Below are 26,820 nucleotides of genomic sequence, written 5' to 3' on the forward strand. Positions count from 1 at the left end.
CTCACGAAGGCCTTCGACGGCGCCCGCCCGTCGGCGCCCGACGGCTCACGACCGGCAGCGGCCGGAACACCCCCGACCGCTGCCGGCCCCGACCCACCGACTCCCTTCCCCCAGAGGTACGTACGCCATGACGCAGCCGCCCCAGCCGCCCAACGAGCAGCCGCCCCAGGGCGGGTTCGGCGCCCCGCAGGATCCCCCGCCGGGTGGATTCGGCGCCCCGCAGGACCCCCCGCCGGGCGGGTTCGGTGCGCCGACCCCGCCGCCCGCCGACCCGTTCGGCAAGCAGCCGGCCACCCCGCCGGCGGGCGGATTCGGCGCCCCGCAGACCCCGCCGCCCGCCGACACCCCGCCGCCCGCGGGCCCGTCGCAGCAGCCGGGCCCCGGTTACGGCTACCCGCAGGCCCCGCAGCCGGGCTACGGCTATCCGCAGGGCCCCCCGCAGCCCGGTTACGGCTACCCGCAGGCACCGGTGCCCGGCCGGCCGCAGCAGGGCTACGGCTTCCCGCAAGGCATGCCGCCCGGCCAGCCGCCGCAGCAGGGCTACGGCTATCCGACCGCTCCGATGCAGCAGCAGTACCCGCCGCTCCAGAACGGGAACGGCAACGGGGGCAAGAAGTTCACCACCCGCATGCAGATCATCGTCGCCGCCTCCGTCGCCGTGGTCCTGATCGTCGCCGGAGGCGTCTGGTTCGCCTCCAGCGGCGGTGATGACGGCAAGAAGGACCAGGCGTCCCAGTCCAGCGGCGGAGCCTCCGAGGGCAAGGGCGGCGGACAGGGCGGCACCGTCGGCGGCGGCACGGAGAAGGCACCGGCGGACCCGAAGTCCAGGGTCACCTTCCAGCTGCCGAAGCCGAAGGTCACCGACGTCACCAAGGTCGACGGTTCGTGGCTCACCGACAAGGCGTATGTGAAGACGGGCCTGAACGAGATAGTCGGCTACGACATGACCAAGGGCACCAAGCTGTGGTCCATCCCGCTGGCGGGCCAGCTCTGCGGCGCCTCCCGGCACATGTCCAAGGACTTCAAGACGGCCCTCCTCTTCGAGGAGGGCAAACCGACCAAGGACAAGAAGTACCAGCCGTGCAACCAGGTCGGCGTGATCGACCTGAACACCGGCAAGATGGTGTGGACCAAGTCGGTGACCGCCGCCACCAGCGGTGACGCGGCGGTCAGGTTCGACGAGATCACGCTCAGCGGCACCACGGTCGCCGCGGCCGGAACCGAGGGCGGTGTGGCGTTCGACCTCGGCACCGGCGCCGAGCGCTGGAAGCCCAAGGTCTCCGCCGACGGCTGCTACGACATGGGTTACGCAGGTGGCGAGGCGCTCGCCGTCGTCCGCAAGTGCGGCACGTACGACGACCCGCAGCTGGTCGTCCAGGCACTGAACCCGACCACCGGTGCCCCGCTCTCCTCGTACAAGATGCCGCCCGGTGTCGACTACGCGAGCATCGTCTCCACCAAGCCGCTGGTCGTCGCGGCCGACGTCGGCGACACCGCCGGTGACGGCAGCGGCATCTCGGACTTCTTCTCGATCGACGCCTCCACCGGCAAGCTGCTCACCAGGATCGCGGCGGACGGCGAGAAGTACGCCGCGCGCTGCCAGTCCACGAAGGTCGAGAGCTGCCGGAAGGTGGCCGTCGGCAACAACCGCATCTACGTGCCGACCGAGGACCACGAGGGCGGCGGCGACTACGGCGACACCAACGAGATCGTCTCCTTCGACCTCACCACCGGCAAGCCGACCAGTGACCGGGCCGACGCGGGTGACCGCTACACGATGTTCCCGCTGCGCATGGACGGCGGCAACATCATCGCGTACAAGGCGCCCCCGTACGACAAGGGCGGACAGATCGTCTCCATCGACGGCTCCACCTTCAAGCAGACCCTGTTGATGGAGAACCCGGGCGAGGCGTCCGTACGCGAGGCCGAGAGCAGCTTCTCCTCGGACTACTCCGAGATGCTCTACTCCGCCGGGCGGCTGTTCATCTCCCAGACGATGATCAGCAAGACGACCGGAAGCTCCTTGAGCGGCAAGGACTACCTGGCCGTGGGCTTCGGCACCGGCTGATCCTCACGCGGTACCCGCACCCCGGCCCTGCCGGTCGATCATCCGACCGGCAGGGCCGATCGTTTTCCGCCTGCCGGACAGCCCTGGATGGCACATAATCCGACACTCCGGGGGTCTTCTGCCGGGTAACAGGTCCGGAACGTCGAACAAGCGTGTAGCTTGCCGGGTCAGGACGGGCCGGGGGGCCTGGTGCCGGTGCTACGGGGGTGTGCTCGATGGGCGTGCGGCTCATGGTGGTCGATGATCACCGACTGCTCGCCGAGGCGCTCGCCTCGGCGCTGAAGCTGCGGGGCCACCGGGTGCTCGCGGCGGCGGCGCCGACCACGGCGGCGGCGGAACTGGTGGTCAACAGGGCCCCGGAGGTCTGCCTGTTCGGCACCGCGGCCCCCGCCGAACCCGGCGCCTTCGACCCGATCGTACGGATCCGGCGGGAGCGCCCGCAGGTGGCCGTGGTGGTGCTCGGGCCGGTCCCCAGCCCGCGCGGGATCGCGGCGGCCTTCGCGGCGGGCGCGGCGGGCTACGTCCGTCACGACGAACGGATGGAGGGCGTCGAACGGGCGATGGCCAAGGCGCGTGCCGGAGAGGCAGCTGTGGCGCCGCAACTGCTCCAGGGCGCCTTCGCCGAACTGCTCAATCCGGCCGCGGCACCGGACGACGAGGGCCAGCGGCTGCTGCGGCTGCTCACCCCGCGGGAGGTCGAGGTCCTGGTGCGGGTCGCCGAGGGCCAGGACACCCGGCTGATCGCGGCCGGGATGCGGATCGCGTCCAGCACCGCGCGTACGCATGTGCAGCGGGTGCTGATGAAGCTGGGCGTCGGTTCCCGGCTGGAGGCCGCGGCGCTCGCGGCCCGCACGGGGCTGCTGGACCGGGCGGTGCCGCTCGGCGAACAGGGGCCCGACGGCACCGCGTGATGCCGCGGTACGCCGTATCGAGGTCCCGCAGCGACTGCTGAACCGCTTCGACAACTCTCGCGCACAGCCGAACGCCCGTTGTGACGCGAGGCGTTGACCGGGCCCAGGTTCGAGACGAAACGCATGGCGGCGCTGCACGACATCGACGGCAGGGCGCCCGTCGATGACTGACCGCAGCATGATTCCAGTTGATCGATATTGCGCTGACCGTCGCATATGAGTGCCTCGCTGCTGAGGTCGACTCGCGGTGAAGCTCTTCTGCCGTGCCGTGCCGTGCCGTGCCGTACTGGGCTGGGCTGGAAAGCGGTGCAGGGGCAGAGTTCGGGATCGACTCATTGACGCACCTGTTGACTTGTGATTCATTGTGTTTGTTTATGTTTGGAGGAGCCTGGTGAAAAAGACGGTTACGACGCTCGCCGACGGCCGGGAGCTGCTCTATTACGACAGTCGTGACGACGTCGTGCGCGATGCCGTCGACCGGCGCCCCCTCGACGCCGTCTCCACCTCGTCGGAGATCCGCCGCGACCCGTTCCTCGGCGACAGCGTCGCCATCGCCTCGCACCGCCAGGGCCGCATCTACCACCCGCCGGCCGACGAGTGCCCGCTCTGCCCCTCACGGGACGGCCGGATGAGTGAGATCCCCGACGCGGACTACGACGTCGCCGTGTTCGAGAACCGCTTCCCCTCGCTCGCCGGTGACTCCGGCCGCTGCGAGGTCGTCTGCTTCACCTCCGACCACGACGCGTCGTTCGCCGACCTCACCGAGGACCGGGCCGCCCTGGTCCTGGAGGCATGGACCGACCGCACCGCCGATCTCGCCGAGCTCGACCAGGTCAAGCAGGTGTTCTGCTTCGAGAACCGGGGCGCCGAGATCGGCGTCACGCTCGGTCATCCGCACGGGCAGATCTACGGATACCCCTTCGTCACCCCGCGCACCGAGCTGATGCTCCGCTCGATGGCGGCCCACCGCGCCGAGACCGGCCGCAACCTCTTCGACGACGTCGTGGCCCGCGAGGAGCAGGACGGCTCGCGGATCGTCATCGACGGCGAGCACTGGATCGCCTTCGTGCCGTACGCGGCGCACTGGCCGTACGAGGTCCATCTCCACCCCCGCCGCCGCGTCCCCGACCTGCGCGAGCTCGACGCGGCGGCGCGCATGGAATTCCCACAGGTCTATCTGGAACTCTTGAGGCGATTCGACCGGATCTTCGGCCCCGGCGAGCCGCCGACCCCGTACATCTCGGCCTGGCATCAGGCCCCGTTCGGGGTCCCCGGACGGGAGGACTTCGGGCTCCATCTGGAGCTTTTCACCATCCGACGCACCTCCGGCAAGCTGAAGTTCCTCGCGGGTTCCGAATCCGGCATGAACGTGTTCATCAACGATGTGCCGCCGGAGGCCGCGGCCCAGCGACTGCGAGAGGTAGCGAGCGAGTGAGCAAGCCCCAGAAGAAGTACCTGGTCACGGGTGGCGCGGGATACGTCGGCAGTGTGGTCGCCCAGCATCTGCTGGAGGCCGGTCACGCGGTCACCGTCCTCGACGACCTCTCGACCGGATTCCGGGAGGGCGTCCCGGCCGGGGCCGAGTTCATCGAGGGGCGCATCCAGGACGCGGCCAAGTGGCTGAACGCCTCCTACGACGGGGTGCTGCACTTCGCCGCGTACTCACAGGTCGGCGAGTCCGTGGCGGACCCGGAGAAGTACTGGGTGAACAACGTCGGCGGCTCCGTCGCGCTGCTCGCCGCGATGCGGGACGCCGGGGTACGGACCCTGGTCTTCTCCTCCACCGCCGCGACCTACGGCGAACCGGTCACCACCCCCATCACCGAGTCCGACGCGACCGCGCCCACCAACCCCTACGGCGCCACCAAGCTCGCCGTCGACCACATGATCACCGGCGAGGCGGCCGCGCACGGACTGGCCGCGGTCTCGCTGCGCTACTTCAACGTGGCCGGCGCGTACGGCAGTTGCGGGGAGCGGCACAGCCCCGAGTCGCACCTCATCCCGCTGGTCCTCCAGGTCGCCCTCGGGCAGCGCGAGTCGATCTCCGTCTACGGCGACGACTACCCGACCCCCGACGGCACCTGCGTCCGCGACTACATCCATGTCGCCGATCTCGCCGAGGCCCATCTGCTGGCCCTGGACGCCGCCACCGCCGGCGAGCACCTGATCTGCAACCTCGGCAACGGCAACGGCTTCTCGGTCCGCGAGGTCATCGAGACCGTCCGCGAGGTCACCGGCCACCCCGTCCCCGAGACCGCGGCCCCGCGCCGCGCAGGTGACCCCGCGGTGCTGGTCGCCTCCGCCGCCACCGCCAGGGAGCGGCTCGGCTGGGCGCCGTCGCGCGCGGACCTGACCGGAATCGTCTCCGACGCCTGGGCGTTCGCCCGCCGAGAGGAACCCACCGCCCCATGACCGAGAACAGTGAGCCGACCGCCGCCTTCACCGAGCTGTACGGGAGCACCCTCGAGGGAGTCTGGGCGGCGCCCGGCCGCGTCAACCTGATCGGCGAGTACACCGACTTCAACGACGGCTTCGTGATGCCGCTCGCGCTGCCGCACACCGCGCGCGCCGCTGCCGCCCGCCGGGCCGACGGTGAGCTGCGGCTCCACTCGGCCGACGTGCCCGGCGGAGTCGTCCGGCTCCGGGTGGACGAACTGGCCCCGCACCAGGGGCACGGCTGGGCCGCGTACCCGGCCGGTGTCGTCTGGGCGCTGCGCGAGGCCGGTCACCCGGTCACCGGGGCGGACATCCAGCTGTCCTCCACCGTCCCCACCGGCGCCGGGCTCTCCTCCTCCGCGGCGCTCGAAGTCGTCACCGCGCTCGCTCTGAACGACCTCTTCGAACTGGGGCTCTGTGCCCCGGAGCTGGCGGTCATCGGTCAGCGGGCCGAGAACGCGTTCGTCGGCGTGCCGTGCGGGGTCATGGACCAGATGGCCTCCGCCTGCTGCACCGAGGGCCACGCGCTGTACCTCGACACCCGCGACCTCACCCAGCGCCAGGTCCCGTTCGACCTGGCCGCCCACGGGCTGCGGCTGCTGGTCGTCGACACCCGGGTCAAGCACGAGCTCGGCGACGGGGCGTACGCGGAGCGGCGGGCCGGCTGCGAGGCGGGGGCCGCCGCGCTCGGCCTGCGCACACTGCGCGAGCTGCCGTACGACGGTCTCGGCGCGGCCCTGGACACTCTGGGGCGAAGCGGTGCCGACGAGTCCGTGGTGCGCTATGTACGCCATGTGGTCAGCGACAACGAGCGGGTGGAGCGGGTCATCGCGCTGCTCGACGCGGGTGACGTCCGGGCAGCCGGTCCGATCCTCGACGCCGGGCACGCCTCGCTCCGCGACGATCTGCGGGTCTCCTGCCCGGAGCTGGACCTGGTGGTGTCGGCCGCGGGCGAGGCCGGGGCGCTCGGTGCGCGGATGACCGGCGGCGGCTTCGGCGGCTCGGCGATCGTGCTGGTGGACGAGGCGCAGGCGGACACGGTCGCCAAGTCCGTCCTGGAGGCGTTCGCCGCGGCCGGGTACGCGGCACCGCGGATCTTCCCCGCCGTTCCGTCGGCGGGCGCCCGGCGCCTCGCCTGAGGCGCCTTGGGCGGTGACTCCCGTCCCAGGACGGCACACGAACCACACCCGGCGGAGCAGGACCTGCCAGTTCTGCGAATCGCCTTCCACACCGGCCGTCCGGCCGTACGCTGAGGGACAGCACCGGTGGGGGCCGGTGCTGATTCAGGGGTACGAGACAGCCGGGTACGGCGCCCGGGGCGGGTGGCAGTCGGCACACACGGCGGCGGCCGTGGGGCTGCGGTCCAACTCCCCGATCCGGGCGGCCGTACCCGTGCCGTTCCGTCCCTTCGGCGGGCCGGGGGTGGCCCAGCAACAGAGGTGGCATGGGGGTGCCTGTGGTTCGTATCCGGGTTCTCGTGGTGGACGACCACCGTATTTTCGCCGAGTCGCTCGCAGCGGCGCTCGCGGCCGAGCCGGACGTCGACGTGGCGGCGGCCGGCAGTGGCCCCGCCGCGCTGCGGTGTCTGGAACGGGCCGCCGCCGAGGGGCGCGGCTACGACGTGATGCTGATCGACGCCGAACTGGGCATCCTGGCCTCGACAAGAGGCCGCCCGGCACCCGTCCCGGCCCCCCGCGGCGGGGAGGACGGTCCGGTGGACGGCATCTCGCTGGTCGCCGCGGTCCGTGCGGGCCGGCCCTCCGTGCGTACGGTGGTGCTCGCCGAGAGGGACGATCCGGTCCGCGCCGCGCTGGCGCTGCAGGCCGGGGCCTCGGGCTGGGTCGCCAAGGACTGCTCGCTGCAACGGCTGCTCACGGTCGTCCGGGGGGTACTGCGCGACGAGACGCATCTGCCCCCGGCCCTGCTCACAGGCGTGCTGCGGGAGCTGACGGCGGCGCGCAAGCACCGCACCGAGAGCGAACAGCTGGTCGAGTCGCTGACCCCGCGCGAGCGCGAGGTGCTGCGCTGCATGGTGGCGGGTCTGGGCCGCAAGGCGGTGGCGGAGCGGCTCTTCCTCTCCCCGCACACGGTGCGCACACACATGCAGAACGTGCTGGGGAAGCTGGGCGTGCACTCCACCCTGGCGGCGGTCGCGCTGGCCCGGCGCGCGGGTGTCGGCCCGGTCGACCTGGAACCGGTGCTTCTGGGGTCCGTCCGTCCCTGACCGGGACCCAGGACCCTGGCCGGCTAGCCGGGGATGTTGTCGAACGGGGCGGTCAACTCGCGGAGCAGTCCGGCCAGTTCGGTGCGCTGCTGGGTGGAGAGCCGGCTCAGGATGGCGCGTTCCTGGGCGAGCAGGCCGGCCAGCGACTGGTCGGCCTTGTCGCGGCCCTCGGCGGTGAGCCGGACGAGCACACCGCGGCGGTCGCTGGGGTCGGGGAGCCGCTCGACGAGGTTCTTCTTGGTCAGCCGGTCGATGCGGTTGGTCATGGTGCCGGAGGTGACCAGGGTCTGGGTCAGCAACTGGCCCGGGGAGAGCTGGTAGGGGGCGCCCGCGCGACGCAGGGAGGTCAGTACGTCGAACTCCCACGGCTCCAGATCGTGCTCCGAGAAGGCGATCCGGCGGGCCCGGTCCAGATGGCGGGCCAGGCGGGAGACGCGGCTGAGCACCTCGAGTGGTTCCACGTCGAGGTCGGGGCGCTCGCGGCGCCATGCAGCGACCAGTCGGTCGACCTCGTCCTCCATGTGGATCAGTGTAGAGGGTCTGTCGACATGAAGTCTCTTGGACTCAAGTATCTTGACATCGAGATATCCCTCCTTGATCCTGCTTCCATGACCTCACCCACCTGGGATCCGCAGCAGTACCTGCGCCACGCCGACCACCGCACCCGCCCCTTCCTCGACCTCCTCGCCCGCATCCCCGGACTCCCGTCCGCCCCCGCGCCCCGCATCGCCGACCTCGGCTGCGGAGCGGGAAACGTCACCCTCCTCCTCGCCGACCGCTGGCCGAACGCCCGGATCACCGGATACGACAACTCCCCGCAGATGCTGGAGCGGGCCCGGGAGCACGCGGGCCCGCTCCTGGACTTCGCCGAGGCCGACGCCGCGACCTGGACCCCCGCCGAGCCGTACGACCTGATCGTCTCCAACGCCCTGCTCCAGTGGGTCCCGGACCACACCGCCCGCTTCCCCGCGTGGCTGGACGCCATCACCCCCGGCGGGACGTTCGCCTTTCAGGTCCCCGGCAACTTCGACCAGCCCAGCCACGTACTGATGCGGGAACTCGCCGCCTCCCCGCGCTGGCGCGACCGCCTGGGCGGCGAGCTGCGCCACGCCGACGCGGTGCTCGCCCCCGCCGCCTACCTCGACGCGCTGACGGCCCCCGGCGTCACCGCGGACGTCTGGGAGACCACGTATCTGCATCTGCTGCACGGCGAGGACCCGGTGCTCGACTGGGTGAAGGGCACCGGCCTGCGCCCCGTCCTGACCGCCCTGGCCGACGACCCCGAAGCGCGCGAGGCGTTCCTCGCCGAATACCGCGACCTGCTGCGCGCCGCCTACCCCCAGGGCCCGCACGGCACCGTCTTCCCGTTCCGCCGCATCTTCGCCGTGGCGCGCAAGGAGAAGTGATGATCGCCGCTGTCGATCACGTGCAACTGGCCGCCCCGGAAGGCTCGGAGGGCCTGCTGCGCACGTACTACGTGGACACCCTCGGCATGACGGAGACCGCCAAGCCCCCGGCGCTCGCGTCCCGCGGCGGCTGCTGGTTCAGGGCCGGTCCGGTCCAGCTCCATCTGGGTATCGAGCCCGATTTCCGCCCGGCGAGGAAGGCCCACCCGGGCCTGCGCGTCACGGACATCGAGGCGTTCGCGGCCCGGCTGGAGGCGCACGGTGCACAGGTGCTCTGGGACGGCGACCTGCCGGGGCACCGGCGCTTCTTCAGTCACGACCCGGTGGGGAATCGGCTGGAGTTCCTGGAGCCGGTGAGCGCTACAGATCGTTGAGCGGCTGCTGTGCCCGGCGATCGGCTCGGCGGTCATGATTCCTCCCAGGGACGGGATTTTGGGCCTGCTCCCTCACGGTAGCGGTCGGAATCGAGTGGCGTCATCACAAGGAGTGACGCCGGGTCGGTGTCGACCTCGGCCCAGACGAGGAGACCGCCGCATACGCGCCGCTGGCCCCAGTCGGTGGCCAGAGCATCGACGATCAGCAGCCCGCGTCCGTCCTCCCGGTCCGGCGATGGCGCGCCCGCCGCGGTCGCACTGCCCTGCCCTTCGTCGAGCACTCCGACGACGGCCATCCGGGCGGCGCGGGACAGCACAACGGTGATGGAGCGGCTCGCGCTGTGCTCCAGGGCGTTGGCGGCGAGTTCTCCGGTGATCAGTTCCAGAGCGTCCACTGCGTCCGGCGGCAGTCCCCAGCACCGGGCCGTCGTCGATACGTAACAGCGCGCCGCGCCTGCCGACGCGAGGGTTCCACCGGGTAAGGAGACCAGGCCAAGGGCCTGTGGAGCGGTGGCGCAGTACACGAGGGTGTTGTGGACGATTTCGATGAGCGGCGGCATGACCGCGCCTCCTTCACCGGTCCTCATCGGTGTCCGCCGGGGCGAGGCGGGCGCCGCGGCTCTCGGCGACGAGCAGGGTGTCGCGCAACGCGTCAGTCAACTTGGCGTTCAGGAGTCGGAGTTCAGAGGCGTGCAGGGCGGGGTCGGAGAGCGCGGCCTGTGCCTGATCGAGGAGCTTGCCGGCGAGGCCGAGCTGCGCGTGCTCGATCCGGTCGGCGAGCCGGGACAACGGGCCGGTGCCGTCCGTGGAGAGGTAGCAGGGCTTCCCGTCCGCCCCGGCCCAGGGCAGCAGTCGGATCACCGGGCCACCTCCATGTCGTGGATGCGGTGCGGTCCTACGTCGATGCCGTACGTCGCGAGCCGGAGCGCGCGGCGCCGTTGCCGTTGTTCGGCGCGGGGCCGACCGTGTGGGGCGAACAGGGTTCGCAGCCGGCCGGTGACGCGGGTGGCGAGGTTGGTCATGACCTCAACTCGCTTTCCTGTGAGGGGCGGACGGGGCAGTTCGCGCAGACCTTCACGGCCCAGCCGAGGCGTCCGCCATCGGGGCTGTGGGTGCGCGCGTGGCCGCCGGGTTGGAGGGATTGGGTGCTGCCACAACGGGCGCAGGCGAGTCCGGCGAGGCGGAGGCTCGTGGTCGCCAAGTGCGACCACTGAGGCTCGGCGGGTGTGCATTAGGTACCGTGCCATTGAATTTCAATCACCGATACCTCTGTGGAGGGAATACCCCCGGAGGGGTGAACCTCGATGGAGTGAGAGCGAAGTGCTGACTGCCGCGTACGCTCGGCTTGGTGATTGCATCGCGGGACGAGCCGGTGGCAGGAGCCGCCGCGTTGGAGGGGCAACTTGACTGTGCGAGGCTCGGCAGGGCCGGCTGGCCGGATGCAGATCGCTCGTGGGCTGAAGGCGCTCCGCACGCGAGTCGGTCTCACTCAGTCAGAGGTGGCCAAGCGGGCCGGTGTCTCCGTCGGAACCGTGAACCGGTACGAGACCTGGCAGGACCGCGCCAAGCTCAGAGTGCCTACTGTGAGTGTGCTCGCGGAAACGTGCGGTGCCTCATCTCAGGAGCGAGAGGCATTGGTCGAGCTCGTCCGCAACCAGCAGAACGGCTGGTGGATGGACCACCCGGCAGTGCCCGAAGTCATGGACCCGCTGATGTCCTTCGAGGACGTGGCCGAGTACGAGCACGTCTACGCCAACGCGCTGGTTCCCGGGCTGCTCCAGACGCCTGACTATGCGCTCGCACTCCACCGGGCGCAGGACGTCCGGGCAGAGGCTGAAGTGATCGAGAGCAAGGTCGACGCACGAATCAAGCGACAGGCAATCTTGGAGCGCTGGCCTGCCCTCCACCTGTGGGTCGTCCTCGACGACGCTGTTCTCCGCCGTTCTGTCGGGGGCCCGGACGTGATGTCTTCCCAGATCGACCACTTGTGTGCCATGAGCCAGCGTCCCAATGTGGACATCCAGGTGCTCAGGTTTGCCGCGGGGGCTCACGCCGCAGGATCCGGCGGACACTTTCTGATCCTTGGGCGGGACGACGAGGAGCACCCGCTCAACAGCATGAACGTGGTCTATCTCGAACTGCACAAGCGTGGCCTGTATCTCGACGCTCCCACCGAGGTGCAGAGCTACAAGCTCATGTTTGACTACTTGCGATCCCAAGCGGCAGATACTTCGTGCAGCGTCGAACTACTGGCCGAGGCACGACAGGAGCTCACCCGATGAACAACACACCACTCGATGCCCAGTTCGCAGCTACGGACTGGATAAAAAGCAGTTACAGCGCGGCCGACAACGAGTGTGTCGAGGTCGCACTCGCCCGGCCGTTGGTCGGGGTCCGGGACTCGAAAGTGACGCAGGGGCCCGAACTTGCCCTGAGCGTCGATGCGTTCGCAGCGTTCCTCGACGGAGTCCAAGGCAGCGGACTGGACCGGATCGTCTGACGTAGACGTCTACAGCAACGGAGACGAGGTGGGCTGCTCCGGCCTTGGCAGCCCACCTCGTTGTCCGGTCCGGCAGACCGAGGTCACCGGCGGCCCCGACAACGGCCGGACCACCAGCTTCGAGTACGACAACAACGGCAACACCACCAAGCGCACCACCGGCTCAAGCGTCCAGGACCTGAAGTGGGATGCCGAGGGCCACCGCGCGACCCTCACCGAGGCCGGCAAGACCAGCAGCTACGTCTACGACGCCGACGGCAACCGACTCATCGCCAAGAACTCCGACGGCTCCAGCACCCTCACCCTGCCCCAGGGCAACGAACTCACCGTCGCCGCCAACGGCACCAAGACCGGCACCCGCTACTACACCCACAACGGCGAAACCGTGGCCGTCCGCACGGGTGCGACCACCTCGTACCTCATCAGCGACCACCAGGGCACGGCGATGACCGCCATCACGGTCGGAACGCTCGCCCTCACCCGCCGCAAGCAACTCCCCTTCGGACTGCTCCGCACCACTCAGTCGACAGCGTTCGGAACCCGAGGCTTCGTCGGCGGCACCAACGATCCCACCGGTCTCACGCACCTGGGCGCCCGCGAATACGACCCCAACCTCGGCCGCTTCCTCTCCGTCGACCCCGTCATCGACGTCAACGACCCGGCGCAGATGAATGCGTACAGCTACGCCCACAACAACCCCCTCACCAAATCCGACCCCGACAGCCTCCGCCCGGACGGCCCGGCCGGCGGCGCTTCATACAACGACGACGCCTGGGCACGGGACCGTGGGATGAACGCCGGCTACACCCTGAAGGGCAGCAAGTGGGTCTGGCACCAGACACCCAAGAAGGACCCGGAGTCCCAGAAGCGCTACCGCGCGTACCGGGCGAACCCCACTACGTACAAGGTCCACCACTACGATGCGAAGGCGGTGGCCGCAGCGAAGGCAAAGGCTCAGGCGGCAGCGCGGGCCAAGGCAGACGCCGAGCGACGCAAGAAGGACGGGATCCTCGGCAGGATCCTCAAAGGGAACTATGAAGCAGCGTGGAGCATGTCCCAGCCGACTATGAAAAGCGTCATAGAGAAATACAATTTACCGGTGCCGCGTACGAAAGTCTCGCAAGGGTCTCCGGAGCCGAATGTGGTACGGCCGAGGGGGAACGAACGTCGGCGGGACCTACGTCACGGGACTGAACAGCGAGTATGTCAGTCCGATGCGACTGGAGCATGAGAGGGTACACACCGAGCAGTGGGACAAGGCCGGGCTCACTTTCATACCCAAGTACTTCATGGCCGGACTCGATCCCTGCCACAACAGGTACGAGATCGCGGCCGATCTCGTAAAGGGCAGGTATCCGTGCTGAGCGGAAGCCGAGGAAGGGCGCTGATCGCCACGGCGCTTCTCGCTGTCGCTCTTACCTCCTGCACAGAACCGCGTCCGAGTTCCGTGAGATTCGGGTTCCGGTCGGACGATCGGGGGAACGTGGTGATCGCCTACCCTCTCTGCCCGGCACATACGGTTTCCGGAGTCGAAGTCACCGTCCGTGTTCAGCATGGAAACACGAGCAGTTTCAAGGAGTTGTGGGGGGCCGTGGGGGCCGCTTCCGACGAGGTGAAGCAAGGCGTGTTCACCGTGGGGACACCAGGCAGCTTCCGCCAGGAAGGCACACCCCTCGCAGGGGCACTTCCCAAGGGGTTCTACGTCGGGGTCAAGGAATCATCACGTGACGGTGAGCCGAATTCCGGCAGAGACGACTGGATAGACCTGTCCGTCCAGCCGTCACGCACCCTGAAGCCGGGGGAGTATCTGACGTCGGGTGGGGAAATCGTCAGCCGGCAGTGGGTGAATGACCAGCTGACATGCGGAAAGAGGTCCTGAGAGACCCCGCGGCGCTTCCCTCGCCCGCGGCGAGGGAAGGTCTTTTCGGTTCGCCGCGCCGAATGGAATCCACCGGACCACACCATGCACAGGGAAGTTCACGTGGCGCTTCGGATTTGGGCCATTCGGGACTGACCTGTGTCGACGCCCGTGGAACCGCTCAGTAGGAAACAGATCTGCTCATCCTTCGTGAACTGCACCAAGGGTGGGGTGGCGCGACTGCGGCTGCCGCTGGGCTTCGCCGAACTGCCCTGGAGGATCTGGACTTTTTGGGCTGGGCGGATCCGGGAGCGCCGCTGCTGGCAAGAGTTTGACGTGGGCCCTCGCGGGAGGGCATGCGGCAAGAGGCCTCACGGGGAGTTGGTGCGGGCGGCTTTCGTGAGCCGCATACGAGTCAAGACTGTGTCCGAGATGGAGAACTCCACCATCTACGGATACCGAAAGGCCATTGACTGGGGCGCTACCCAAGCGAACATAAGCCTCAATGTCGCAAATCTTGGAACATTTTCCGAGGCGGGCGTTGTGGGCCCAGGGAACTCTGTAGGGCGGTGCTGAGGGTGACTTGATAACCCGGGAACGGGAAAATAATGATATCTGCAGTGAGGTAAGATGTGCTCGGTTGGCTTTCCTGGGCCATTCTTTGCGGTATTGTAATTGTGGACTCGGGGTTGGAATGCTTGCGGCGGTGTGCAAGGTCACCTCGGTGAATGAATTCCGGGCCGTCTGCAGAGAATTCCAATTTACTTGCTTGCGGGCTTCTGCGGGCGGGCTCGTGAGGTTCACGGTCCTCGCGACCTGTTCCTCCATGTCTTTCCATTGGGCGGGAGTGGATTATGGTACATGTCGCATGGGGGCTCCTTCTGGGTGCTTTTGGAATGGCTGTCGCCCTAGATATCCGAGGGCTTGGAATTCGAATATATGATTTGATTTCATCCTTCACTCCGGGGGGTCCGCCGGATCCGAGATTCACTCCCAATGTGGTGCGGTTCCTCTGGGGATGCCTCGGTATAGTCGGATTCACCCTGGCAGGTATCCGGCTAGCCGGATACCTGCCAGGGTGAAGTGTGAATTCCTTCGGCGCTGAATCGCACTGGGCTCTGTCTGTCAGTGCGCCCATCGAATTCGGAGACTGAGGTAGTCAAGCAGTTTCCTGCCACGGCCGAGGGGTGCCCGGTCGAGACGATCGTGGTTACGCCGGCCGGTTCGGGGGCGGCGGTGTTTCCGCCGGAAGAACAGCGACTGCCGGGCGCAGGTGCCGTCGGGCGAATGGCGCGGTTGCCAGGACGAGTACCAGGGCTTCGGCGTAATTGGAGGGCGCCCGTTTTGTGATCAGGCGAGGCCGAGGAGTGCGAGGGGGGCGGCGGGCGTCGCGTGCGTTGCGACGGAGGGCGGCGGCGATGTTTCTGCCTACGGGGATCCAGTGGGAGTACGTGCCGCAGGAGCTGGGCTTTGGTTCAGGGATGACGTGCTGGCGGCGGCCTGCCGCATGGAACGAGGCCGGCGTCTGGCACCGGCTCCACGTCGTGCTGCCGGCCAGGCTTCGGGCGGCGAAACAGCTCGACTGGTCGCGGGCGGTGATCGACTCCTCCCACGTCAGGGCCGCTCGGCGGGGCCCAAAAGCGGCCCCAGCCCGGTTGACCGAGCACGGCCGGGCGGCAAGCATCATTTACTCGTCGAGGGACAGGGCATCCCGCTCTGTCGCTGACCGGCGGAAACCGCAACGACGTCACCCGGCTGATGCCCTTGCTCGCGAAGATCCCACCAGTCCCGGGACTCGTGGGACGACCACGCCGACGGCCTGACATCCTGCTCGGCGACCGCGGCTACGACCACGACAAGTAACGCTGTCCGGCCCGGGCCGCGGGCGTCAAACCGGTGATCGCCCGCCGCGGAGTCCCGCATGGCTCCGGCCTCGGTGTTCACCGCTGGGTTGTCCAGTCGGCTCGCTCTACCCGACGGTGCAGGGGAGACGCCAGGGCCTCTCGTTTGGATCATGCCGGGCTCGCGGGGCCTGGCACGCACGCTCGCCGCGTTGTCGTCACTCGCCAGGGCTCCGCCCTGACTCCCTCCTCCGCCTTGCGATCGCACGCACCAGGTCCCGCTCCCTGATCCGGCCTGATCCGAACGAAAGTCCCCAGGGCTCCGGGGCACAACGGACGTGAGCAGGAACCGCCCGCTCTCCCTCTCTTCATCTCAAGTGGTCATGAAACGGACGCCCGCCGACTACGCCGAAGCCCTGGGCCGGAGCCGGGCCGGTGGTCAACTCTGCGAGCGGCGTTTGCCTGCGAGCCGTTCGGTCTTCGTCCGGAGACCGGCACCGGGACGCAGGCATGCCGCGGATGTTCCCGGGAAAGCGGTTAGCGATTCCCATGCCGAGCTGTCGTTCCTGAGGATCTGGACCCGGGAACGGCGCTCCACTTGCCCCATTCGGGGTGATCCGGCTGAACGGGTGACCACCCCTCGCTCAGCTCTTGCGGTGCCCGATCAGCCGCGGCTTCGCCTCCAGGTTCTCCAGGCCGTGCCAGGCCAGGTTCACCAGATGGGCGGCGACCTCCGACTTCTTCGGCTTGCGGGCGTTGACCCACCACTGGCCGGTCAGGGCCACCATGCCGACCAGTGCCTGGGCGTAGAGCGGGGCCAGCTTCGGGTCGAAGCCGCGGGCCTTGAACTCCAGGCCCAGGATGTCCTCCACCTGGGTGGCGATGTCGCTGATCAGGGAGGCGAAGGTGCCGGTCGACTGGGCGACGGGGGAGTCGCGGACCAGGATGCGGAAACCGTCCGTGTACGTCTCGATGTAGTCGAGCAGGGCGAACGCGGCCTGCTCCAGGAGTTCGCGCGGGTGGCCGGCGGTCAGGGCGCCGGTGACCATGTCGAGGAGCTGGCGCATCTCGCGGTCGACCACGACGGCGTACAGGCCCTCCTTGCCGCCGAAGTGCTCGTAGACGACCGGCTTGGAGACACCGGCGCGGGCCGCGATCTCCTCCACCGAGGTGCCCTCGAAGCCCTTGTCGGCGAAGAGGGTGCGGCCGATGTCCAGCAGTTGCTCGCGGCGTTCCTTGCCGGTCATCCTCACGCGGCGGGTACGCCGGGTGGGGGAGGGACGGTTCTTCTCGCTGCTTGTGCTGCCGTCGGTCGCCACGTCGTCAATCATGCCGCGTCGGCGCGTGCGGGGTCGCGCCGGGCATCGATACGGCGGGAGGCGATCCGGGCGGAGTCGGGCCAGCGCGCGTCGGAGGCCCAGCCCAGCTTCTCGAACCAGCGGATCAGCCGGGCGCTCGAATCGATCTGCCCCCTCATCACCCCGTGCCGGGCGCTCGTCGGGTCCGCGTGGTGCAGGTTGTGCCAGGACTCGCCGCAGGACAGGACCGCGAGCCACCACACGTTGCCGGACCGGTCACGGGACTTGAAGGGGCGCTTGCCGACCGCGTGGCAGATGGAGTTGATCGACCAGGTGACGTGGTGCAGCAGCGCCACCCGGACGAGAGAGCCCCAGAAGAAGGCGGTCGCCGCGCCCCACCACGACATCGTCACCAGCCCGCCGACCAGCGGCGGGAGCGCCAGCGACACGATCGTGAAGGTGAGGAAGTGACGGGAGACGGCGCGGATCGCCGGGTCCTTGATCAGGTCGGGCGCGTACTTCTGCTGCGAGGTCTGCTCCTCGTCGAACATCCAGCCGATGTGGGCCCACCACAGACCCTTCAGCAGGGCGGGGAGCGTCTCGCCGAAACGCCACGGCGAGTGCGGGTCGCCCTCCGCGTCGGAGAAGCGGTGGTGCTTGCGGTGGTCGGCCACCCAGCGCACCACCGGCCCCTCCACGGCCAGCGAACCCGCGACGGCCAGGGCGATCCGCAGCGGACGCTTGGCCTTGAAGGAACCATGGGTGAAGTAGCGGTGGAAGCCGATCGTGATGCCGTGGCAGCCGATGAAGTACATCGCCACGAGCAGGCCCAGATCGAGCCAGCTCACGCCCCGGCCCCAGGCCAGCGGCACCGCGGCGACCAGCGCCACGAACGGCACCACGATGAACAGCAGAAGGGCGATCTGCTCGATCGACCGTTTGCTGTCCCCGCCGAGCGTGGCGGAGGGAACGGGCTGACCGTCGGCCGCCGATGGCTGGGCGTCGTCGATCACGGAGGGGCTGGTGTTCATGGGGAGTCCCCTGGGGATGAGGAGTACGACGGACAGCTCTGGCTACGCATCCGTAACCTACGGCTACGTAAGTATGGCAGCGCGGGGGCCTGTGGCACGAGAGCGCGACGGACCGCCCGCCGAAGGGAAACCCGAACGGGGCGCGAGCGTCACCGATGGCGTGGACACCTATCCTGGTGGGGTCGGACAGCGCGGTCCGCACTCTGCTTTCCCGGGGTGGCGTCAGCACCGCTGCCGACCGCGGCCTGGGAGACACCCGTGCCCGCCCGTCTCCCACCACCACCCTTGTTGGGATTCGCTTCGCGACACACCTCCTCATTCACTGCAAGGAGCCGCACACTGTGAGCAGTGCCGACCAGACCCCCGCCGCCAGCCCCGAGCTGCGCGCCGACATCCGCCGCCTCGGCGACCTGCTGGGCGAGACCCTCGTACGTCAGGAGGGGCAGGAACTCCTCGACCTCGTCGAGCGGGTCCGCGCCCTGACCCGCACCGACGGCGAGGCCGCGGCCGAACTCCTCGGCGACACCGACCTGGAGACCGCCGCACGGCTCGTGCGCGCCTTCTCCACCTACTTCCATCTCGCCAACGTCACCGAGCAGGTCCACCGCGCCCACGAGATGCGTGACCGGCGCGCCGCCGAGGGCGGTCTCCTCGCGCGTACCGCCGACCGGCTGAAGGACGCGGACCCGGAGCACCTTCGCGAGACCGTCAAGAACCTCAACGTACGGCCCGTCTTCACCGCGCACCCGACCGAGGCCGCGCGCCGCTCCGTGCTGAACAAGCTCCGCCGCATCGCCGAGCTGCTGGAGACGCCCGTCATCGACGCCGACCGGCGCCGCCAGGATCTGCGACTCGCCGAGAACATCGACCTCATCTGGCAGACCGACGAGCTGCGCGTGGTCCGGCCCGAACCCGCCGACGAGGCCCGCAACGCCATCTACTACCTCGACGAACTGCACGCCAACGCCGTCGGGGACGTCCTGGAGGACCTGGCGGCCGAACTGGAACGGGTCGGCGTCGAGCTGCCCGCAGGCACCCGGCCCCTCACCTTCGGCACCTGGATCGGCGGCGACCGCGACGGCAACCCCAATGTGACGCCCGCCGTCACCCGGGAAGTGCTGATCCTCCAGCACGAGCACGGCATCACCGACGCGTTGGAGCTCGTCGACCACCTGCGCGGCCAGCTCTCCAACTCCATCCGCTACACCGGCGCCACCGACGAGCTGCTGACCTCGCTCCAGGCCGATCTCGAGCGCCTCCCCGAGATCAGCCCGCGCTACAAGCGGCTGAACGCCGAGGAGCCGTACCGCCTCAAGGCCACCTGCATCCGGCAGAAGCTCGTCAACACCCGAGAGCGCCTGGCCGGCGGCACCCCGCACCGCCCCGGCTGCGACTACCTCGGCACCGCCGAACTCATCACCGACCTGGAGCTGATCCAGACCTCGCTGCGCGAGCACCGCGGCGGACTGTTCGCCGACGGGCGGATGGACCGCACGATCCGCACACTCGCCGCGTTCGGCCTGCAGCTCGCCACCATGGACGTGCGCGAGCACGCGGATGCCCACCACCACGCCCTCGGCCAGCTCTTCGACCGGCTCGGCGAGGAATCCTGGCGCTACGCCGACATGCCGCGCGACTACCGGCAGAAGCTGCTCGCCAAGGAGCTGCGCTCACGCCGCCCGCTCGCCCCGACCCCGGCCCCGCTGGACCCCGCGGGCGAGAAGACCCTCGGCGTCTTCCACACCGTCAAGGAAGCCTTCGAGCGATTCGGCCCCGAGGTCATCGAGTCGTACATCATCTCGATGTGCCAGGGCGCCGACGACGTCTTCGCAGCCGCCGTCCTGGCCCGTGAGGCCGGACTGATCGATCTGCACGCCGGCTGGGCCAAGATCGGCATCGTGCCGCTGCTGGAGACCACCGACGAGCTGCGCGCCGCCGACGTCATCCTCGACGAGATGCTCGCCGACCCGTCGTACCGCCGGCTCGTCTCGCTGCGCGGCGATGTGCAGGAGGTCATGCTCGGGTACTCCGACTCCTCCAAGTTCGGCGGCATCACCACCTCGCAGTGGGAGATCCACCGCGCCCAGCGCCGACTGCGCGACGTCGCGCACCGCTACGGCGTACGACTGCGGCTCTTCCACGGCCGCGGCGGCACGGTCGGCCGCGGCGGCGGCCCCTCGCACGACGCGATCCTCGCGCAGCCCTGGGGCACCCTCGAAGGCGAGATCAAGGTGACCGAGCAGGGCGAGGTCATCTCCGACAAGTACCTCATCCCGGCGCTCGCCCGGGAGAACCTGGAACTGACCGTCGCGGCCACCCTCCAGGCCTCCGCGCTGCACACCGCGCCCCGCCAGTCCGACGAGGCCCTCGCCCGCTGGGACGCGGCCATGGACACCGTCTCCGACGCCGCACACGCCGCATACCGCCGACTGGTCGAGGACCCGGACCTGCCGGCGTACTTCTTCGCCTCCACCCCGGTCGACCAGCTCGCCGAGCTGCACCTCGGCTCCCGCCCGTCGCGGCGCCCGGACTCCGGCGCAGGACTGGACGGGCTGCGGGCCATTCCATGGGTCTTCGGCTGGACCCAGTCGCGGCAGATCGTGCCCGGCTGGTACGGCGTCGGCTCCGGGCTCAAGGCACTGCGCGAGGCCGGTCCGGACACCGTGCTGGACGAGATGCACGAGCAGTGGCACTTCTTCCGGAACTTCATCTCCAACGTCGAGATGACGCTCGCCAAGACCGATCTGCGGATCGCCCGCCACTACGTCGACACGCTCGTCCCGGACGAGCTGAAGCACGTCTTCGCCGACATCGAGGCCGAGCACGCGCTCACCGTCCAGGAAGTACTCAGGGTCACCGGCGGCTCCGAACTGCTCAGCACCAGCCCGGTGCTCCAGCAGACCTTCGCCATCCGGGACGCCTACCTGGACCCGATCTCCTACCTCCAGGTCTCGCTGCTGGCCCGCCAGCGCGAGGCGGCGGCACGCGGCGAGGAAGCCGACCCGCTGCTCGCCAGGGCCCTGCTGCTCACCGTGAACGGTGTCGCCGCGGGGCTGCGCAACACCGGCTGAGCCACCGGGGCGCGGGTGCGGCCCTGCTCACAGGGCGAAGAACGTCGCCACCAGCAAGGCCGCGCCCGCGATCCCCGTGCCCCAGGCGGTCCGGGGCATCCGCAGACCGCCGCCGATGATCAGGGCGGCCAGCACCAGCGCACCGCCCAGCGGCACCCAGGCGTGCAGGAAGCCGGGGGTGCCGGTGCGTACGACATCGTTCGTGCCCGGCTTCACGACGACCGGGAAACGGTCGCCCCTGCGTACCGCGACGGACTTGTCGATCGTCACCCGGGAACGCGCGGCGCCCTGTCCGGACGGGGCGAACGGCCCGGTGCAGACGTCGGCGCCGCAGCCCGTGACGGTCATCGTGCCGTGTTCGCGGCCCTTGGCCAGAACGATGTGGTGCGCCGAACCCCACGAGGAGTACACGCCCGCGACGAGCAGCAGCAGGACGACACAGCCCATGGCGGCGCTGCGGGCGTAGACCAGGGCGCGGTGGGAGGAGCTCCGCTTCATGGGGAGCGATCCTTGGGCAGAGCGGCGCGCCCGGTCAACTTGTGGCCGAAAATCGACGGGGTACCGGCGGGAATGTCAGCAGTTGTACGAGCCGCGCCCCGCCAGGGTCGCGCGCTGCGGGCATCAGGAGTTGTACGCGCTCTGCGCGCGCTCCAAACCCTCCGCGAGCAGGCACTCCACCGAGTCCGCGGCCCGGTCCACGAAGTAGCCGAGCTCCTTGCGCTCGGTGGACGAGAAGTCCTTCAGCACGAAGTCCGCGACCTGCATCCGGCCCGGCGGCCGGCCGATCCCGAACCGGATCCGGTGGTAGTCGGCACCCATCGCCTTGGTCATCGACTTGAGCCCGTTGTGCCCGTTGTCGCCGCCGCCCAGCTTCAGCCGGAGCGTCCCGTAGTCGATGTCCAGCTCGTCGTGGATCGCCACGACGTGATCGGTCGGCACCTTGTAGAAGTCGCGCAGCGCCGTGACGGGACCGCCGGAGAGGTTCATGTACGACATCGGCTTGGCCAGGATCACCCGGCGGTTCTCCGGCCCCGGCGGGCCCATGCGGCCCTCCACGACCTGTGCCTGGGCCTTCTGGGCCCGCTTGAACTTCCCGCCGATCCGCTCGGCGAGCAGGTCGACGACCAGGAAACCGACGTTGTGCCGGTTCGCCGCGTACTCGGGACCGGGGTTGCCGAGGCCCACGATGAGCCAGGGTTCGGTGGCGTCGGACATCTGCGCTCGGTCTCCTTCGCGTACGGGTTTCCGGATGGCCGGATGGCCGGATCACCGGGAAACAGGGAAACGGGGCGGCGGGCCCCGCGAGGGGGAACCGCCGCCCCGTCAGTGAAGCAGTGCGGGCGAGGCTCAGGCCTCGGCGCCCTCTTCGGCGGCCTCGGCGGACGGCTCCTCGGCCTGCGCGGAGACGACCTGCAGGACGATGGCCTCCTCGTCACCGGCCAGCACGGAGCCCTTGGGCAGCGGGACGTCCTTGGCGAGGATCGAGGCGCCGGCGTCCAGGCCCGCGACGGAGACCGTGACGGACTCGGGGATGTGGGTGGCCTCGGCCTCGACGAGCAGGGTGTTCTGCACGTACTCCAGGAGGTTGCCGCCCGGGGCCAGGTCGCCCTCGACGTGCACGGCGATCTCGACGTTGACCTTCTCGCCGCGCTTGACCGTCAGCAGGTCGACGTGCTCGATGTTGCCCTTGAGCGCGTTGCGCTGCACGGCCTTGGGGATGACCAGGGCGTCCTTGCCCTCGATCTCCAGACCGATCAGGACGTTGGCGGTCTTGAGCGCCATCATCAGGTCGTGACCCGGCAGGTTGATGTGAACCGGCTCGGCACCGTGGCCGTAGACGACCGCGGGAACCAGGTTGGCGCGGCGCGTGCGACGGGCGGCGCCCTTGCCGAACTCGGTACGGATCTGGGCGTCGAGCTTGACCTCAGCCATGACTGCACTCCTCGTAGGGTGACGAAACTTGGACGGTCACCCGGCCCACGACAGGCCTGCTACGAAGAGCGCGTCGATAACGGACCGCCGTACACATGAGTACGGCCTCCCTCGCCGAGCAACTCGCTGAGTCTACCCGGCGGGGAGGCCGCACCCAAAGTGGATCTACGGCAGCGCTGTTCCTACTGCTCCTCGAAGAGGCTGGTGACCGACCCGTCCTCGAAGACCTCGCGCACCGCGCGGGCGATCGTCGGGGCGATCGAGAGCACCGTGATCTTGTCGAGCTCCAGCTCGCCCGGGGTCGGCAGGGTGTCCGTGAAGACGAACTCGCTGACCTTGGAGTTCTTCAGACGGTCCGCGGCAGGACCGGAGAGCACACCGTGGGTGGCCGTCACTATGACGTCCTCGGCACCGTGCGCGAACAGGGCGTCGGCGGCGGCGCAGATCGTGCCACCGGTGTCGATCATGTCGTCGACCAGCACACAGACCCGGCCCTTGACGTTGCCGACGACCTCGTGGACGGTCACCTGGTTGGCGACGTCCTTGTCACGGCGCTTGTGGACGATCGCCAGCGGGGCGTCCAGGCGGTCGCACCAGCGGTCGGCCACGCGCACACGACCGGCGTCCGGGGAGACGATCGTCAGCTTCGTGCGGTCGACCTTGGCACCGACGTAGTCGGCGAGGATCGGCAGCGCGAAGAGGTGGTCGACCGGGCCGTCGAAGAAGCCCTGGATCTGGTCGGTGTGCAGATCGACGGTGAGAATGCGGTCGGCACCCGCCGCCTTCATCAGATCCGCGACCAGACGGGCCGAGATCGGCTCACGGCCACGGTGCTTCTTGTCCTGGCGGGCATAGCCGTAGAACGGCACGATCACCGTGATGGAACGGGCCGAAGCGCGCTTCAGCGCGTCCAGCATGATGAGCTGCTCCATGATCCACTTGTTGATCGGAGCAGTGTGGCTCTGGATCAGGAAGCAGTCGGCGCCACGGGCGGACTCCTGGAAGCGGACGTAGATCTCACCGTTGGCGAAATCGAAGGCCTTCGTCGGCACGAGGCCGACACCCAGTTGGTGCGCAACCTCCTCGGCCAGCTCGGGGTGGGCGCGGCCGGAGAAGAGCATCAGTTTCTTCTCGCCGGTCGTCTTGATCCCGGTCACAGCACAGTCTCCTCAGACGTGTTCCTGGCGCCGCGCGCATGTGTCCCGATGTGCGACGAGCCAGCCGAAATGGGGTGAGCATCTATCACGGTACGCCGTGCTCGGCGCACCTGTTTCCGGTCAGCTTTCGCCGTCGGACTCCGTAACGGCGGCCTGAGCAGCCTGCGCGGCGGCGCTTCCCGGACGCTTGCGGGCCACCCAACCCTCGATATTCCTTTGCTGGCCGCGGGCGACGGCCAGTGAACCGGACGGCACGTCCTTGGTGATGACCGAGCCGGCCGCGGTGTACACGCCGTCCCCGACCGTGACGGGCGCCACAAACATATTGTCCGCTCCCGTACGGCAGTGGGAGCCGATCGTGGCGTGGTGCTTGGCCTCGCCGTCGTAGTTCACGAAGACGCTGGCGGCACCGATGTTGGTGTGATCACCGATCGTCGCGTCACCCACGTAGCTCAGGTGCGGGACCTTGGTGCCCTCGCCGACCGTGGCGTTCTTCATCTCCACATACGTACCGGCCTTGGCCTTCGGCCCGAGCTTCGTACCGGGACGCAGATAGGCGTACGGGCCCACCGACGCGCTCTCGCCGATCTCCGCCCGGTCCGCGACCGTGTTGTTCACACGCGCGCCCGCGCCCACGACGGTGTCCGTGAGCCGGGTGTGGGGACCGACCTCGGCGTCCTCCGCCAGATGCGTGGTGCCGAGCAGCTGGGTGCCCGGGTGCACGATCACGTCCCGCTCGTAGGTGACGGTGGCGTCGATCAGCGTGGACGCGGGGTCCACGACGGTCACACCGGCCAGCATGGCGCGCTCCAGCAGCCGCTGGTTCAGCAGCCGCCGCGCCTCGGCCAGCTGCACCCGGTTGTTGATACCGAGGATCTCGCGGTGGTCGCCGGCGACCGAGGCGCCGACCCGGTGCCCGGCCTCGCGCAGGATCGAGAGCACATCGGTGAGGTACTCCTCGCCCTGGCTGTTGTCGGTGCGGACCTTGCCGAGGGCGTCCGCGAGCAGCCGGCCGTCGAAGGCGAAGACCCCGGAGTTGATCTCCCGGATCGCGCGCTGGGCCTCGGTGGCGTCCTTGTGCTCGACGATCTCGGTGACCGCGCCGGTGGCCGGGTCGCGGACGATCCGGCCGTAGCCGGTGGAGTCCGGGACCTCGGCGGTCAGCACGGTGACGGCGTTGGAGTCGGCCGTGTGGGTGGCGGCGAGCGCGGTGAGGGTCTCGCCGGAGAGCAGCGGGGTGTCGCCGCAGACGACGATCACGGTGCCCTCGACGGCCCCGCCGAGCTCGTCGAGACCGACGCGCACGGCGTTGCCGGTGCCCCGCTGCTCGGCCTGGTGGGCGGTCCGCAGCCGGTCGTCGACGGCGGTGAGATGCGCGCTGACCCGCTCGCTCTCGTGGCCGACGACCACGACGAGGTGCTCGGGGTCCAGTTCTCGGGAGGCGGCGACGACATGTCCGACGAGCGAGCGTCCGGAGATCTCGTGCAGGACCTTGGGGGTCTTCGACTTCATGCGGGTGCCCTCACCCGCTGCGAGGACGACGACGGCTGCCGGGCGGTTGGCGCTCACGGGTATGTCCTTCGGCTTCGGGTGGGGGACATCCGAAGGATACCGGGGGGCCGATGGGCGGGCACGAGTGCGGGCCCCGACCGGTGCGGTCGGGGCCCGTGGACGAAAGCTCCCCCATCAGGATTTGAACCTGAACAGACGGTACCAAAAACCGTAGTGCTGCCTGATTACACCATGGGGGATGGAACCAGATCGAACCGGACATTGCGTCAGGTTGCTGGGCCAGCACCCAACACTATGCCGTACCAAGCGCCTTCTACGCGACGGTAGAGGCCGGCGCTCTTGGTGACGTAGATGACCAGACAGCCGTGGTACGCCTCGGTGGTGTTCTTGCGGATGGTCTTGGGGTTGTGCTTTTTCAGGGTCGCCCTCTGGAATGTGGAGGCGGGAACGCCTGCTAGCTCGGCCCAGAACCGCTCGGCCTTGGCGACGTCCCCCGATTCGTGGATGCTGACCCGAAAGTGCATGCGCTCGCGTGAGACCCCAAGCAGTTCGAGCCAGTGCAGGTACAGCGTGATCACGTTGGGGTCGCTGTTGATGAACTGGAGGCTTTCTCGGCGGCTGTACGTCTTGTCTTTGGCGCCTTCGGGCCAGTAGAGCGTTACTCCGGCGAGGAATAGTTCCCGGTCCGACAACTGGCCGACCGCGTCGCGTGCGCGAGCCTTGGCCTCCCGTCGTTCTTCGTCCTGGGTGGCGCGCAGGCGCGAGAGGCCCGCGTTCATGAGTGCGCGGCGTTCCTCGTCCGTGTATCGCGGCTCCGGTTTCGGCAGATCTCGCACCCACAGTGAGATAGAGCTCTTCGAGCAGCCCAGCTCCACCTGGATCTGGTCGTAGGTCATGCCCTGCTGTCGCAGCTTCCGTGCCCGTTCACGCAGGTCGTCCTTGGCGCGAGGTCGTTTCGTCCATTCGGGAGCGGGTTCGTCTCTGACGAGGCGGCCCAGGATGTCGTTGTTGTGGATGTGTAGCCGGTCCCGGATCTGTCGGAGGCTGAGGCCCTCCCGGCGCAGGGCGACGGCTTTCTCCCGCAGCCCTTCGAAGTCGGCGTACTTGCGCGTGATTTCCGTCATGTGCCGAGCGTCGTCCGGAATGCGGACGTCCGGTGCGAAAGCCTGCTCGAATCACTATTTCAAGCGATACCTGGCTG

Annotated in this window: 24 protein-coding genes and 4 pseudogenes; 16 read left to right on the forward strand and 12 right to left on the reverse strand. The window is 69.0% G+C overall.

What is annotated here, in order from left to right; genetic code table 11:
- Positions 1-127 precede the first annotated feature (127 nt).
- From ACF1B9_RS21320 to ACF1B9_RS21345, 6 genes and pseudogenes are all read left to right on the forward strand, one after another.
- Positions 128-2,068, forward strand: a complete 1,941-nt coding sequence (locus tag ACF1B9_RS21320; RefSeq protein WP_391743114.1) for a PQQ-binding-like beta-propeller repeat protein — start codon at positions 128-130, stop codon at positions 2,066-2,068.
- 215 nt (positions 2,069-2,283) lie between these two features.
- A complete protein-coding gene (locus ACF1B9_RS21325; protein WP_391743113.1) occupies positions 2,284-2,979 on the forward strand; it encodes a LuxR C-terminal-related transcriptional regulator in 696 nt (231 codons plus the stop codon).
- Between the two features lie 391 nt (positions 2,980-3,370).
- Positions 3,371-4,414: a galactose-1-phosphate uridylyltransferase gene (gene galT, locus ACF1B9_RS21330; protein ID WP_391743112.1), complete on the forward strand. Its 1,044-nt coding sequence runs from the start codon at positions 3,371-3,373 to the stop codon at positions 4,412-4,414.
- Entirely contained in the window at positions 4,411-5,391 is a 981-nt protein-coding gene (gene galE, locus ACF1B9_RS21335; protein ID WP_391743111.1) for a UDP-glucose 4-epimerase GalE, read from the forward strand. The genes galT and galE overlap by 4 nt, the downstream gene beginning before the upstream one ends.
- Positions 5,388-6,554, forward strand: a complete 1,167-nt coding sequence (galK, locus tag ACF1B9_RS21340) for a galactokinase (protein WP_391743110.1) — start codon at positions 5,388-5,390, stop codon at positions 6,552-6,554. Before galE ends, galK begins: the two co-directional genes overlap by 4 nt.
- Before the next feature lie 317 nt (positions 6,555-6,871).
- Positions 6,872-7,701 (forward strand): annotated as a pseudogene (locus ACF1B9_RS21345) (LuxR C-terminal-related transcriptional regulator); the annotation flags it as partial.
- Here ACF1B9_RS21345 and ACF1B9_RS21350 read toward each other — a convergent pair.
- Positions 7,663-8,160 (reverse strand): MarR family winged helix-turn-helix transcriptional regulator, encoded by a 498-nt coding sequence (locus tag ACF1B9_RS21350; RefSeq protein WP_391743183.1) that lies wholly within the window; start codon positions 8,158-8,160, stop codon positions 7,663-7,665. The pseudogene ACF1B9_RS21345 and the gene ACF1B9_RS21350 sit on opposite strands and share 39 nt — an antisense overlap.
- Before the next feature lie 87 nt (positions 8,161-8,247).
- Here ACF1B9_RS21350 and ACF1B9_RS21355 point away from each other — a divergent pair, with 87 nt between their 5' ends.
- Both ACF1B9_RS21355 and ACF1B9_RS21360 read left to right on the forward strand, forming a co-directional pair.
- Positions 8,248-9,045: a trans-aconitate 2-methyltransferase gene (locus ACF1B9_RS21355; protein ID WP_391743182.1), complete on the forward strand. Its 798-nt coding sequence runs from the start codon at positions 8,248-8,250 to the stop codon at positions 9,043-9,045.
- A complete protein-coding gene (locus ACF1B9_RS21360; protein ID WP_391743109.1) occupies positions 9,045-9,419 on the forward strand; it encodes a VOC family protein in 375 nt (124 codons plus the stop codon). Before ACF1B9_RS21355 ends, ACF1B9_RS21360 begins: the two co-directional genes overlap by 1 nt.
- Before the next feature lie 32 nt (positions 9,420-9,451).
- Here the strand turns inward: ACF1B9_RS21360 and ACF1B9_RS21365 are convergent, their stop codons facing one another.
- From ACF1B9_RS21365 to ACF1B9_RS21375, 3 genes are read right to left on the reverse strand one after another with little or no spacing between them, the layout of a single operon-like run.
- Positions 9,452-9,979: an ATP-binding protein gene (locus tag ACF1B9_RS21365; RefSeq protein ID WP_391743108.1), complete on the reverse strand. Its 528-nt coding sequence runs from the start codon at positions 9,977-9,979 to the stop codon at positions 9,452-9,454.
- 13 nt (positions 9,980-9,992) lie between these two features.
- Complete coding sequence (locus ACF1B9_RS21370) at positions 9,993-10,280, reverse strand: hypothetical protein (RefSeq protein ID WP_391743107.1); 288 nt, start codon at positions 10,278-10,280, stop codon at positions 9,993-9,995.
- Positions 10,277-10,441: a hypothetical protein gene (locus ACF1B9_RS21375; protein WP_391743106.1), complete on the reverse strand. Its 165-nt coding sequence runs from the start codon at positions 10,439-10,441 to the stop codon at positions 10,277-10,279. Before ACF1B9_RS21375 ends, ACF1B9_RS21370 begins: the two co-directional genes overlap by 4 nt.
- Before the next feature lie 417 nt (positions 10,442-10,858).
- On the opposite strand from ACF1B9_RS21375, the pseudogene ACF1B9_RS21380 reads away from it, so the two are divergent.
- The 7 genes and pseudogenes from ACF1B9_RS21380 to ACF1B9_RS21410 form a co-directional block, all read left to right on the forward strand.
- Positions 10,859-11,044 (forward strand): annotated as a pseudogene (locus tag ACF1B9_RS21380) (helix-turn-helix domain-containing protein); the annotation flags it as partial.
- A gap of 9 nt (positions 11,045-11,053) precedes the next feature.
- Positions 11,054-11,701, forward strand: coding sequence for a DUF5753 domain-containing protein (locus tag ACF1B9_RS21385; RefSeq protein WP_391743181.1), 648 nt, complete (start codon positions 11,054-11,056; stop codon positions 11,699-11,701).
- Complete coding sequence (locus ACF1B9_RS21390) at positions 11,698-11,919, forward strand: DUF397 domain-containing protein (protein ID WP_391743105.1); 222 nt, start codon at positions 11,698-11,700, stop codon at positions 11,917-11,919. The genes ACF1B9_RS21385 and ACF1B9_RS21390 overlap by 4 nt, the downstream gene beginning before the upstream one ends.
- Positions 11,861-13,150: an RHS repeat-associated core domain-containing protein gene (locus ACF1B9_RS21395; RefSeq protein ID WP_391743104.1), complete on the forward strand. Its 1,290-nt coding sequence runs from the start codon at positions 11,861-11,863 to the stop codon at positions 13,148-13,150. Before ACF1B9_RS21390 ends, ACF1B9_RS21395 begins: the two co-directional genes overlap by 59 nt.
- Positions 13,151-13,402: 252 nt before the next feature.
- Positions 13,403-13,798, forward strand: a complete 396-nt coding sequence (locus ACF1B9_RS21400; RefSeq protein ID WP_391743102.1) for a hypothetical protein — start codon at positions 13,403-13,405, stop codon at positions 13,796-13,798.
- A gap of 150 nt (positions 13,799-13,948) precedes the next feature.
- A pseudogene (locus ACF1B9_RS21405) lies at positions 13,949-14,109 on the forward strand (FBP domain-containing protein); the annotation flags it as partial.
- 1,092 nt (positions 14,110-15,201) lie between these two features.
- A pseudogene (locus ACF1B9_RS21410) lies at positions 15,202-15,736 on the forward strand (transposase); the annotation flags it as partial.
- Between the two features lie 526 nt (positions 15,737-16,262).
- On the opposite strand, the gene ACF1B9_RS21415 reads toward ACF1B9_RS21410, so the two are convergent.
- Both ACF1B9_RS21415 and ACF1B9_RS21420 read right to left on the reverse strand, forming a co-directional pair.
- On the reverse strand, positions 16,263-16,949 hold the full coding sequence (locus ACF1B9_RS21415; protein WP_391743101.1) for a TetR/AcrR family transcriptional regulator: 687 nt from the start codon (positions 16,947-16,949) through the stop codon (positions 16,263-16,265).
- The gene (locus tag ACF1B9_RS21420) at positions 16,946-17,947 is read right to left on the reverse strand and encodes an acyl-CoA desaturase (RefSeq protein ID WP_391743100.1); all 1,002 of its coding nucleotides are present in this window, start codon (positions 17,945-17,947) and stop codon (positions 16,946-16,948) included. The genes ACF1B9_RS21415 and ACF1B9_RS21420 overlap by 4 nt, the downstream gene beginning before the upstream one ends.
- A 341-nt stretch (positions 17,948-18,288) precedes the next feature.
- Here ACF1B9_RS21420 and ppc point away from each other — a divergent pair, with 341 nt between their 5' ends.
- Entirely contained in the window at positions 18,289-21,018 is a 2,730-nt protein-coding gene (ppc, locus tag ACF1B9_RS21425; RefSeq protein ID WP_391743099.1) for a phosphoenolpyruvate carboxylase, read from the forward strand.
- A gap of 27 nt (positions 21,019-21,045) precedes the next feature.
- Here the strand turns inward: ppc and ACF1B9_RS21430 are convergent, their stop codons facing one another.
- The 6 genes from ACF1B9_RS21430 to ACF1B9_RS21455 form a co-directional block, all read right to left on the reverse strand.
- Complete coding sequence (locus ACF1B9_RS21430; RefSeq protein WP_391743097.1) at positions 21,046-21,516, reverse strand: hypothetical protein; 471 nt, start codon at positions 21,514-21,516, stop codon at positions 21,046-21,048.
- Between the two features lie 123 nt (positions 21,517-21,639).
- Positions 21,640-22,233, reverse strand: coding sequence for an aminoacyl-tRNA hydrolase (pth, locus tag ACF1B9_RS21435; RefSeq protein WP_391743095.1), 594 nt, complete (start codon positions 22,231-22,233; stop codon positions 21,640-21,642).
- Between the two features lie 132 nt (positions 22,234-22,365).
- On the reverse strand, positions 22,366-22,950 hold the full coding sequence (locus ACF1B9_RS21440) for a 50S ribosomal protein L25/general stress protein Ctc (protein ID WP_391743094.1): 585 nt from the start codon (positions 22,948-22,950) through the stop codon (positions 22,366-22,368).
- A gap of 182 nt (positions 22,951-23,132) precedes the next feature.
- Positions 23,133-24,107, reverse strand: coding sequence for a ribose-phosphate diphosphokinase (locus ACF1B9_RS21445; RefSeq protein WP_391743092.1), 975 nt, complete (start codon positions 24,105-24,107; stop codon positions 23,133-23,135).
- Positions 24,108-24,227: 120 nt separating this feature from the next.
- A complete protein-coding gene (gene glmU, locus ACF1B9_RS21450; protein ID WP_391743091.1) occupies positions 24,228-25,676 on the reverse strand; it encodes a bifunctional UDP-N-acetylglucosamine diphosphorylase/glucosamine-1-phosphate N-acetyltransferase GlmU in 1,449 nt (482 codons plus the stop codon).
- A 209-nt stretch (positions 25,677-25,885) separates the two neighbouring features.
- Positions 25,886-26,743 carry a hypothetical protein gene (locus tag ACF1B9_RS21455; protein WP_391743090.1) on the reverse strand — a complete coding sequence of 286 codons (858 nt, stop codon included), beginning with the start codon at positions 26,741-26,743 and terminating at the stop codon, positions 25,886-25,888.
- Between the last annotated feature and the right edge of the window lie 77 nt (positions 26,744-26,820).

The sequence above is a fragment of the Streptomyces sp. NPDC014727 genome, from assembly GCF_043083485.1.
Lineage (GTDB): Bacteria > Actinomycetota > Actinomycetes > Streptomycetales > Streptomycetaceae > Streptomyces.

Bases quoted from the DNA above. Each gene is read 5' to 3' on its own strand.
- ACF1B9_RS21320 (WP_391743114.1), top strand. From the start codon at position 128: ATGACGCAGCCGCCCCAGCCGCCCAACGAGCAGCCGCCCCAGGGCGGG.
- ACF1B9_RS21325 (WP_391743113.1), top strand. From the start codon at position 2,284: ATGGGCGTGCGGCTCATGGTGGTCGATGATCACCGACTGCTCGCCGAG.
- galK (WP_391743110.1), top strand. From the start codon at position 5,388: ATGACCGAGAACAGTGAGCCGACCGCCGCCTTCACCGAGCTGTACGGG.
- ACF1B9_RS21350 (WP_391743183.1), bottom strand. From the start codon at position 8,160: ATGGAGGACGAGGTCGACCGACTGGTCGCTGCATGGCGCCGCGAGCGC.
- ACF1B9_RS21355 (WP_391743182.1), top strand. From the start codon at position 8,248: ATGACCTCACCCACCTGGGATCCGCAGCAGTACCTGCGCCACGCCGAC.
- ACF1B9_RS21360 (WP_391743109.1), top strand. From the start codon at position 9,045: ATGATCGCCGCTGTCGATCACGTGCAACTGGCCGCCCCGGAAGGCTCG.
- ACF1B9_RS21365 (WP_391743108.1), bottom strand. From the start codon at position 9,979: ATGCCGCCGCTCATCGAAATCGTCCACAACACCCTCGTGTACTGCGCC.
- ACF1B9_RS21375 (WP_391743106.1), bottom strand. From the start codon at position 10,441: ATGACCAACCTCGCCACCCGCGTCACCGGCCGGCTGCGAACCCTGTTC.
- ACF1B9_RS21390 (WP_391743105.1), top strand. From the start codon at position 11,698: ATGAACAACACACCACTCGATGCCCAGTTCGCAGCTACGGACTGGATA.
- ACF1B9_RS21395 (WP_391743104.1), top strand. From the start codon at position 11,861: ATGCGTTCGCAGCGTTCCTCGACGGAGTCCAAGGCAGCGGACTGGACC.
- ACF1B9_RS21415 (WP_391743101.1), bottom strand. From the start codon at position 16,949: ATGATTGACGACGTGGCGACCGACGGCAGCACAAGCAGCGAGAAGAAC.
- ACF1B9_RS21420 (WP_391743100.1), bottom strand. From the start codon at position 17,947: ATGAACACCAGCCCCTCCGTGATCGACGACGCCCAGCCATCGGCGGCC.
- ACF1B9_RS21430 (WP_391743097.1), bottom strand. From the start codon at position 21,516: ATGAAGCGGAGCTCCTCCCACCGCGCCCTGGTCTACGCCCGCAGCGCC.
- pth (WP_391743095.1), bottom strand. From the start codon at position 22,233: ATGTCCGACGCCACCGAACCCTGGCTCATCGTGGGCCTCGGCAACCCC.
- ACF1B9_RS21440 (WP_391743094.1), bottom strand. From the start codon at position 22,950: ATGGCTGAGGTCAAGCTCGACGCCCAGATCCGTACCGAGTTCGGCAAG.
- ACF1B9_RS21455 (WP_391743090.1), bottom strand. From the start codon at position 26,743: ATGACGGAAATCACGCGCAAGTACGCCGACTTCGAAGGGCTGCGGGAG.